This window comes from Isoptericola sp. NPDC055063 (assembly GCF_053608125.1).
The window spans coordinates 67,859-76,365 of the sequence record NZ_JBSGUW010000011.1; the positions used below are offsets into that span (position 1 = coordinate 67,859).

9 protein-coding genes are annotated in these 8,507 nt (G+C 73.2%); 4 read left to right on the forward strand and 5 right to left on the reverse strand.

Going from position 1 to position 8,507, the window contains the following annotated elements:
- A partial coding sequence (locus ACWF41_RS14485; RefSeq protein WP_452182791.1) for a LysR family transcriptional regulator occupies positions 1-401 on the reverse strand: 401 nt, incomplete at its 3' end.
- 72 nt (positions 402-473) lie between these two features.
- On the opposite strand from ACWF41_RS14485, the gene ACWF41_RS14490 reads away from it, so the two are divergent.
- The 3 genes from ACWF41_RS14490 (at position 474) to ACWF41_RS14500 (ending at position 2,523) form a co-directional block, all read left to right on the forward strand.
- Positions 474-1,412, forward strand: a complete 939-nt coding sequence (locus tag ACWF41_RS14490) for an EamA family transporter (RefSeq protein ID WP_380319745.1) — start codon at positions 474-476, stop codon at positions 1,410-1,412.
- A 10-nt stretch (positions 1,413-1,422) separates the two neighbouring features.
- The gene (locus ACWF41_RS14495) at positions 1,423-1,857 is read left to right on the forward strand and encodes a helix-turn-helix domain-containing protein (RefSeq protein WP_380319747.1); all 435 of its coding nucleotides are present in this window, start codon (positions 1,423-1,425) and stop codon (positions 1,855-1,857) included.
- Between the two features lie 105 nt (positions 1,858-1,962).
- Positions 1,963-2,523, forward strand: a complete 561-nt coding sequence (locus tag ACWF41_RS14500) for a YciI family protein (protein WP_380319750.1) — start codon at positions 1,963-1,965, stop codon at positions 2,521-2,523.
- A gap of 37 nt (positions 2,524-2,560) precedes the next feature.
- Here the strand turns inward: ACWF41_RS14500 and ACWF41_RS14505 are convergent, their stop codons facing one another.
- The 4 genes from ACWF41_RS14505 to ACWF41_RS14520 form a co-directional block, all read right to left on the reverse strand.
- On the reverse strand, positions 2,561-3,172 hold the full coding sequence (locus ACWF41_RS14505; protein WP_380319753.1) for a ClpP family protease: 612 nt from the start codon (positions 3,170-3,172) through the stop codon (positions 2,561-2,563).
- The gene (locus ACWF41_RS14510) at positions 3,172-3,795 is read right to left on the reverse strand and encodes a ClpP family protease (protein ID WP_380319756.1); all 624 of its coding nucleotides are present in this window, start codon (positions 3,793-3,795) and stop codon (positions 3,172-3,174) included. The genes ACWF41_RS14505 and ACWF41_RS14510 overlap by 1 nt, the downstream gene beginning before the upstream one ends.
- 90 nt (positions 3,796-3,885) lie before the next feature.
- Positions 3,886-6,333, reverse strand: a complete 2,448-nt coding sequence (locus ACWF41_RS14515; protein WP_380319759.1) for a hypothetical protein — start codon at positions 6,331-6,333, stop codon at positions 3,886-3,888.
- 138 nt (positions 6,334-6,471) lie between these two features.
- A complete protein-coding gene (locus ACWF41_RS14520; protein ID WP_380319762.1) occupies positions 6,472-6,993 on the reverse strand; it encodes a MarR family winged helix-turn-helix transcriptional regulator in 522 nt (173 codons plus the stop codon).
- A 133-nt stretch (positions 6,994-7,126) separates the two neighbouring features.
- Between ACWF41_RS14520 and ACWF41_RS14525 the strand changes: the two genes are divergently transcribed.
- Complete coding sequence (locus ACWF41_RS14525) at positions 7,127-8,359, forward strand: MFS transporter (protein ID WP_380347023.1); 1,233 nt, start codon at positions 7,127-7,129, stop codon at positions 8,357-8,359.
- Positions 8,360-8,507 lie beyond the last annotated feature (148 nt).

The following is an 8,507-nucleotide window of genomic DNA, read 5'->3' on the forward strand; positions in this document are numbered from 1 at the left end:
GGTGGTGTTGTGTTTGGGGGGGTTGGGGGGGGGGGGGGGGGGGGTGGTTTTTTTTTTCTGGGGGTGGCGGAGGGGGGGGGGGGGGGGGGGGGCCCCCCCCCCCCCCCCCCCCCCCCCACGCTGACGGTGCCCGACGGCTCGCCCTGGAACTCGTCCCAGCGGGCCTGCACCTGCGCGACGGCGGCGGCGACGGACGCGCCGCCCTCGGCCAGCAGGCGGCCGGCCTCGGTGAGGCGCAGGCCCCGGCCGGAGGGCTCGACGAGCGGGGTGCGCAGCTCCCGCTGGGTGGTGCGCAGCTGCTGGGACACGGCGGACGGCGTGCGGTGGGTGGCCTGGGCCACGGCGGTGACGCTGCCGCGGTCGGCGAGCTCGCGGAGCAGCGCCAGGTGCCGGACGTCCATGAAGGCAGACTACAGACAAGGTGAAGCAACTTTCGCTTGTCCTTCAACGTCACGGCGGGTGAGGGTGGGCGCATGCCCGCCCGCCACCGGCTGCTCGCCGTCCTCGTCGCCCTGATGTGGGGCCTCAACTTCATCGCCATCGACGCGTCGCTGCAGCACTTCCCGCCGATGTTCCTCGTCGCGCTGCGCTTCGCGCTCATCGCCCTGCCCACCGTGTTCCTGGTGCCGTGGCCGGACGTCCCGGTGCGGTGGGTGGTCGGGTACGGGCTCGGGTTCGGCGCGCTGCAGTTCCTCTTCCTGTACTGGGGCATGGCGGCCGGGATGCCCGCCGGCCTCGCGTCGCTCGTGCTGCAGATGTCCGGCCCGTTCACCGTGCTGCTCGGCGCCACGTTCCTGCGCGAGCGGGTCAGCGGCCGGCAGGTGCTCGGCATCCTCGTGGCCGTCGGCGGCCTCACGCTCGTCGCGTGGCAGCAGGCCGCGAGCGCGACGGTCGTGCCCTTCCTGCTCACGCTCGCCGGCGCGTTCGGCTGGGCGATCGGCAACATCTGCAACCGGCAGGCGAAGCCGCAGAGCCCGCTGCGCCTCACCCTGTGGATGTCGGTGGTGCCGCCGCTGCCGATGCTCGCCCTGTCGCTGCTGGTCGAGGGCCCCGGCGAGATCTCCCGGTCGCTCACGTCATGGGACGACCCGGGGGCGGTGGGCGCCGTCGTCGGCCTGCTCTACACGGTGCTGGTCGCGACGGTGCTCGGCTCCGGCGTGTGGACCTGGCTGATGGCCCGCCACCCCGCGGGCGTGGTCGCGCCGTTCTCCATGCTCGTGCCCGTGGTCGGCATGTCCGCGGCCTGGGTGCTGCTCGGCGAACGGGTGACCCCGCTCGAGGGCGTGGGCGCCGCGTTCGTCGTCGGCGGGGTGCTGTATGGCAGCAGCCGGGCCGCGCGCCGCCTTCTGCCGTCAGCAGAACGAGCGCCCCACGAGCCGCTCGCGGAGCCGTCGGCTGTCGGGCGCGGGTAGCGTCGAGCGCATGACGGCGGACACGCGGGTCGGCGCGATCGGCGGACGGGCGACCGAGGTGGAGCACGTGCGCGAGCCCCTGCTGCGCCACCTGGTCGGCGGCATCCTGCGCCGCGCCCGGCTGCGCCAGGGCCGCACCCTGCAGGAGGTGGCCGGCGCGGCGCGCATGTCCACCGCGTACCTGTCCGAGGTGGAGCGCGGCCGCAAGGAGGCGTCGTCGGAGGTGCTCGCCGCGGTGTGCGCCGCCCTCGGCATCCGCCTCGTCGACCTCGTGGCCCAGGCGCACGACGCCCTGGCCGCCAGTGCCGAGCAGCAGCAGCGCGTGCGGGTGCTCACGTCCCTGCGCGACCGTTCCCCGTCGTCCTCCCGGCACGTGCGCTCGGCGGCCGTGCGCTCGACTGCCGTGCGTTCGACGACGTCGGACGTCGTCGCGCTCGCCGCGTGAGCCCGAGGTCGCCGCACGTCGTCCGGGCGGTCGTTCCAGGACGGCCGGCGGAGGTGACGCCCCGTCGCCGGGGCCGGTGGGCGCGTGCCGCTACCGTCTGGCGGCATGGAGTTCTTCTGCTACCACCGTGACCGTGCCGGCTCGCGCGCCCTGCGCGAGGCGCTCAACGAGGAGCACCTGGCGTACATGGACCGGTTCGCGGACGGGATGATCGCGCGCGGCCCGACGACGACGGACGACGGCGAGACGCTGACCGGCAGCGTGCACGTCCTCGACCTGCCCGGGCCCGAGGCGGCCCGGGCGTTCGCGTTCGACGAGCCCAACTACCAGGTCGGCGCGTACCGCGACGTGCTGCTGCGCCGGTGGCGCGGCCTTCTCGGGCGCACGATGTGGGACTACCCCGGCGGGCCGGAGGGTGGCCCACGGTTCCTGGTCCTCGGGCTCGGGTGGCGGGGGAGCGGCGAGCCGCTCGTCACGGCCGGGGCGCGGGTCGGCGTCGTCGCGGCGGGGCACCTCCTCTCCGACGACGGCGCCGCCGTCCTCGGCGCGGCCGCGCTGGTCGAGGCGGCCGGGCCCGCCGACGCCCGCCGGGTGCTGGTCGCGGACGACTACGCGGACGTCGAGGTCCACGACTGGAGCTTCGGGGGACGACCGGCCGCGTCGTGACGTCGACGGTGTGACGTCGCGACGCGGCCGCCCGTCGCTAGGCCGCGGTGCGCGCCGCCACCTTGCGGGAGGTGACGACGGCGTCCGCGACGCCGTACTCGACGGCGTCGTGCGCGGACAGGATGAGGTCGCGGTCGGTGTCGGTGCGCAGCCGCTCCACGGTCTGCCCGGTGTGCCGGGCCAGGAGCTGCTCGGTCTCGGCGCGCAGGCGCAGCACCTCGCGGGCCTGGATGGCGAGGTCGGAGACGGTGCCCTGCCCCTGGGTGGACGGCTGGTGCAGCAGCACCCGGGCGTGCTCCAGCACCGTGCGCTTGCCGGGCGTGCCGGCCGCGAGCAGCACCGCCGCCGCGGACGCCGCCTGGCCCATGCAGGTGGTGGCGACGTCGCAGCGCACGTACTGCATCGTGTCGTAGATCGCGGTCATGGCCGTGGCGGAGCCGCCGGGGGAGTTGATGTACAGCCCGATCTCTTGGTCGGGCGCCTCGGACTCCAGGTGCAGCAGCTGCGCCATCACGACGTTCGCGACGCCGTCGTCGACCTCCGTGCCGAGGAAGATGATGCGGTCGCGCAGCAGGCGGCTGAAGACGTCGGAGTAGCGCTCGCCGAGCGGCGTGCGCTCGATGACGTTCGGGATCGTGTAGCTGCTCATCACAGGCCCGCCTTCCGGCCGGCGGCCGTGGGCCGCACGTCGTCGACGTGCTCGACGATGCGGTCGGCCAGGCCGTACTCCACCGCCTCGGCGGCGGTGAACCAGCGGTCGCGGTCGCTGTCCGTGGCGATCTGCTCCACGGTGCGGCCCGAGTGCTGCGCGGTCAGCTCGTGCATCACGCGCTTGGTGTGCTCGAGGTTCTGCGCCTGGATCTCGATGTCGACGGCGGTGCCGCCGATGCCGGCCGACGGCTGGTGCATCATCACCCGCGTGTGCGGCAGCACGTACCGCTTGCCCTTGGTGCCGGTGGTGAGCAGGAACTGGCCCATGCTGGCGGCGAAGCCGAAGCCGACCGTCACGACGTCGTTGGGCAGCAGCCGCATGGTGTCGTAGATGCCGAGCCCCGCGGTGACGGAGCCGCCGGGGGAGTTGACGTACAGCGCGACGTCGGACCGCGGGTCCTCGGCCGACAGGAGCAGGAGCTGCGCGCAGACGCGGTTCGCGACGGCGTCGTCGATCTCCGTGCCGATCACCACGATGCGCTGGTGCAGCAGCCGCGCGGTGAGCTGGTCGTCGAAGGCGGGCGGGGGCGGGGACGGTGTGCTCATGACTGGTGTGCTCATGGCCCCACCGTCTCCCTGCCCCCGTCGGCGCGGGAGGGTTCTCTGCCGGGAGCGCATCTGCTCACGGCAGACGCGCTCCCGGGCGGCCGGTCAGGGCCGGGAGAACCAGCCCCGGCGGACGCCCACCAGGGTGATCCCCGCGAGCACGAGGACGATCGCGGCCGGCACCAGCCAGCCCTGGGCGAAGCCCGTGGCGGCGAGCTCGCCGGGGTGCGGGGCCTGCTCGCCCTGGGGCGGGTCGGCCTGCGGCGGATCGGGGAGGTCCTGACCGGGGTCGGCGCGCCCGGAGCCCCCGCCGGAGTCCCCGCCGCCGGGCTGGTCGTTCGGCGCCGGCTTCCCGGGCGGGTTCGTGGGGGCCGGTGTCTCGGGCGGGTCGGTCGGGTCGGGTTCCTCGGGCGGGTCGGTCGGGTCGGGCCGAGCCGCCTCCTCGACGGTGCCACCGCCGAGCCACGCCGTGCTGGTGGCGTCGTCCAGGGTCGTCACGTCGTCCCGTGCACCGACGACGGGCGGCTCGTTCGTGACGTCGTACCGAGCCCCTCGCACCGTGCGCTCCAGCCGCGGGTGGTCGCGTTCGAACTCCTCCTTCGACGTCTGGTCGCGCGGGGCGTCGGGGAGCTCGATGCCGCCCATCACCTCGACGTAGTACTCCAGGCTGCCGTGCTCGTACTCGTAGCGGTACTGCACCGTCTGCAACAGCTCCATGAGCTCGTCGAAGACGTCCTGCGGGTCGTAGTCGGTGCGCGCGGGCCAGGCGGAGACGTCGCCGGAGCCGATGACGTCGTGGAAAGCGCCGGGGCGCTTCGCGTCCCGGTCCTTGATCCACTCCGCGGCCACGCGGGCGGTGTAGACCCGCCGGAGGTCCGCGAACTCGGGGGCGGCGTTGACGTAGTCCTCGAGCGGCTGCTCGAAGTCGTCGACGACGCGCTGCGTGTTGCGCTCGACCATGTCTTCCGGGGCGGTCGCGGTGCACGGCTCCTGGCCGGGCGGGAACCAGTCGATGTCCATGGGCTCGATCTGCACCTGCAGCGGGGCGTCGAGGATGAAGAGCTGGTCGCCGTCGACGCGGACCTTCGCCGGCTGCGGCTCGATCCAGAACCGCGTCCAGTCGTAGCAGATCGTCCCGTCGGGGCTGCGCTCGAGAGAGTCCCAGTGCTTCTTCCCGAGCGGCGTCGCCGGGTCCGAGAGGCCGGTCAGCGACTTCTTCATCTCGAGGTCGGCCTCGAGGAGCACCCGCCCCGCGTCGGTCGTGCCGAACTGCTGGTCGACGATGGTCTCCGGGGTGTCGGGGTTGAGGTTGACCCAGAACTGGCTGGGGTCCAGCGCGAGCCAGGTCATGAGCGCGTCGGAGGACAGGTCCAGCGACGCCTCGCCGCCCCAGCCCGGCTCCACTGCGTCCTCCGGCAGCTCGTCCGCCGAGAACGCGTACCCGTAGTCGCCGGCCTTCGGGTCGTCGGTGACGTACTTGAGCTCCAGCGACGTCCAGTCGATCCCGCCGGGCCGCGGCGGCATGAAGCCCTGGCGACGTCCGTCCGCGCCGAACGAGGTCTGGAGCCGCTGGCCCTCCCGGGCGAGGGCCGGGGTGCGTCCGGAGCGCTGGGCGAGGTCCTTCGCCGGGCCGACCGTCGAGCGCCGGGGGCAGGACGAGGCGGCCAGGGTCGACACCCGCGCCGCGGGCTTGGTAGCCGCGCACGGGGCGTCCATCGCGGCGCTCGAGGAGGCCGGCGGGTTGATCTCCTTCGGCGAGGCGCGCAGCACCACGTGCTTCACGCCGTACTTGGTCATCAGCTCGCGCTGCGCCGCGGTCGGCTCCTTGCTGAAGACGTACACAACGCGCCAGTTCCGGCCGTTGGCCATCCTTGCCTGCAGCTTCTGGTCCGCCTTCAGCTGGCTCTCCTTGAGCGCGGAGCTGCCGGACTTCACCTCGTACGCGATCCCGTGCTTGCGGCTCACCGAGTCGTACCGCCGCTTCGAGCCGAGCTTCTCCTCCGTGGCGAGCTTGGTGTCCTCGCACATCCACCCGGACCCGCCGAGCTTGAGCCGTCGCGCGGCGTTGCCGTGGAACGCGTCGCCGCGCGCGTCGTTGGCCTGGTTCGGGATGTACGTGTTCCGCCACTGCTCCCAGGTGTACTTGCCCTTGTAGACCTTCCAGCGCCGGAGCATGCGGTCCTTCGACCCGACGTCGAACTTCTTGTAGCTCCCGGTGAGCTTCGCGAGCTCCGCCTTCGTCGGCTCCTTCTCGTCGCTCAGGTGCGAGGCCGGGTTCTCGTACTCGTAGGGGTCGATGTCCTCGACGGTGCCGGTCGGCAGGTCCACCAGGTCGGCGATCTCCTCGACGTTGTCGATGAGCTCGTCGCACTGCACGTCGAACCGGGGGGCGGACGTCGCGTCGTCGTCGGGGAGCGCGACCGGGAGGACGAGTGCGAGGGCCGCCGCCAGCAGGGCGGCGACGAGGCGGCGCGGGCGCGGCCGGCCGGGTGTGACGCCCGGGCGCGGCTCCGCGCCGGGGCCGATGGTGCCGGGATCGGTGTGCGGTGCCACGGCGGTCTCCCTCGAGGGCTTCGGCGGTGTCGGGCCGCCCGGGGCGACGTCGCCCCGGGCATCGTTGGTCCCAGCACACCGGGAGCGACCCGGGGCACGCCCGGGACATCTATTGCCCAGGGCGACGGACGTCGGAGGTCAGGCCGGGGGTGTGTCCCGCTTGTAGGCGTCGAGGTCGGCGTTGAGGCGCTCGACGAGGTCGGCGAGGAGGGCGCGGTCGTCGGCCGGCCAGTCCTCGAGGACGGTCGTGTAGGTGATGGCGCGTCGGCGGCGCTGCGCGTCGAGGGCGCGACGCCCGCTGGGGGTCGCGGTGACGACGACGGCGCGGCGGTCCTCGGTGTCCCGGCTGCGCACCACGTGCCCGGCGCGTTCGAGCGCGACGACCTGGCGGGTGACGGTCGAGGCGTCGATGCCGAGCCGGTCGGCCAGGGCGCGCACGTGCTGCGGGCCGCCGTCGCGCAGGGCGTGCAGCAGCAGGTAGCCGGAGCGGTCGAGGTCGTGCCCGCCGGTGCGGGCGGTCGTGGCGGCGGTGGTCCGCTCGGCCCGGCGCAGCAGGTGGGCGAGGCCGAGCTCCACGCGCGCGATCACCTCCGGGGCGGGGGCGTCAGGGCCGGCGTCGGGGCGCTCGTCCGTCGAGCTGTTTCCCAGGGAAGCAGTCATAGGTGTACCCTACAGGTAAATACCTGCATGATGCAGGCATCTTGGCGCCCCGGAGGCGCCACCGGCGCCCGGGACGGCGCCGCACCAGGAGACGAGGCCCGCGGGGCACCCGTGGGGCAGGAGCGAGGAGTCCGTGGCAGGCACACGCAACGAACCGAACAAGACCGCGATCTACGCGACCGCGCTGACCGCGTTCTTCGCGATCGCCGGCATCGCGGTCGTCGACCCGATCCTCCCGGTCATCGGGGAGGCCATCGGCGCCACCACGTGGCAGATCGAGCTGCTGTTCACGGCGTACATCGCCGTCATGGCCCTCGGCATGATCCCGGCCGTGCTCGCCACCGGGAAGTTCGGGTACAAGAAGATCCTCGGCGCGGGCGTCACCCTCGTCGCGATCGCCGCGATCCTCGCCGCCCTGAGCACCTCCATCGGTCAGCTCGCCGCGCTGCGCGGCCTGTGGGGCCTCGGCAACGCGATGTTCTTCGCCACCGCGATGGTGCTGCTCGTCTCGCTCGCCAACGACCGCGAGTGGGTGGTCGGCATCTTCGAGACCTGCGTGGGCCTCGGGTTCGCCGTCGGCCCCCTCATCGGCGGCCTGCTCGGCAGCATCAGCTGGCGCGTGCCGTTCTTCGCGTGCGGCCTGTTCATGATCGTCGCGCTGGCGATGTCGATCACCAAGCTCAAGGACCCCGCCGAGAAGCCGGCGCCGCTGCACGTGGGCCAGGTCTTCTCGCTGTTCCGCAAGCCCGCGTTCCTCGCGCTCGCGGTCGTCACCGCCACGTACAACTTCGTCTTCTTCATCATCCTCGGCTACACGCCGATCTTCCTCGGCCTCGACGTCATCCCCCTCGGCCTCGTCTTCACCGCGTGGGGCCTGGGCCTCGCGTTCGGCATCCTCGTCGTCGGCCACAAGCTGGCCCACACGATCGGGGCCGTCCAGACGCTCGGCATCGCCGTCGCGGGCGTCCTCGTCATGACGCTGCTGCTGGCCCTCGGCCTCCCGACGCCGGCGTCGATCGTCGTGCTCGTCGTCGCGGGCGTGTTCATGGGTATCGCGAACGCGATCCTCACCGACCTGTCCCTGGCGCTCGGCGACCCGGACCGCCGCGTCACGACCGGCGCGTTCAACCTCGTGCGCTGGGGCTTCGCCGCCCCGGCCCCCGTGATCGCCGGCCTGCTGCACCCGGTCGGCCTGTCCGCCCCGTACTGGGTGGGCGTCGCGGTGCTCGCCGTCGGCGTCGTCGTCTTCCTGCTCACGGCCCACAAGATGGCCGGCCAGCTCGGCGAGAAGGTGCTGTGGTCGCGCTGGAACAGGGCCGCCGCCGCCGTCGAGGGCACGCCCGAGGAGGCCATGTCGGAGCTGTGACCTCCGCTCGGTGACTCGCTCGCGGCCCGGGCCGCGAGCGACACCACGACGGGGGGCGGGGGGGACGGAACCCAAGGCCGCGCGAGACTTTTGGGGGGTGCCGGCGGGGAACCAGAGAGAAATCGTCGTATTTATAACTCCGAGCAGA